Origin of the sequence: Rhodococcus sp. Leaf225 (assembly GCF_001426145.1) — a bacterium.
Classification (GTDB): Bacteria; Actinomycetota; Actinomycetes; order Mycobacteriales; family Mycobacteriaceae; genus Rhodococcoides.
In genome coordinates this window covers 449-785 of sequence record NZ_LMRN01000023.1, presented here as the reverse complement: position 1 = coordinate 785, position 337 = coordinate 449, and the positions used below count along the sequence as shown (strand labels likewise).

Sequence of the window (337 nt, the reverse complement as noted above, 5' to 3'; positions counted from 1 at the left end):
TTGCGAGTTAGCGCAACGCCTTCGGGTGAATCCAACTCCCATGGTGTGACGGGCGGTGTGTACAAGGCCTGGGAACGTATTCACCGCGGCATGCTGATCCGCGATTACTAGCGATTCCGCCTTCATGCTCTCGAGTTGCAGAGAACAATCCGAACTGAGACGGCTTTTGGAGATTAGCTCACACTCGCGTGCTTGCTGCCCACTGTCACCGCCATTGTAGCACGTGTGTAGCCCAGCGCGTAAGGGCCATGAGGACTTGACGTCATCCCCACCTTCCTCCGGCTTATCACCGGCGGTTACCTTAAAGTGCCCAACTGAATGATGGCAACTAAGGTCG

At 56.1% G+C, this 337-nt stretch carries 1 rRNA gene (only partly in view); it reads right to left on the bottom strand.

The features are described from left to right. Positions 1-337 (bottom strand): 16S ribosomal RNA (locus tag ASG69_RS18295) (its annotated part continues 448 nt past the right edge of the window); the annotation flags it as partial.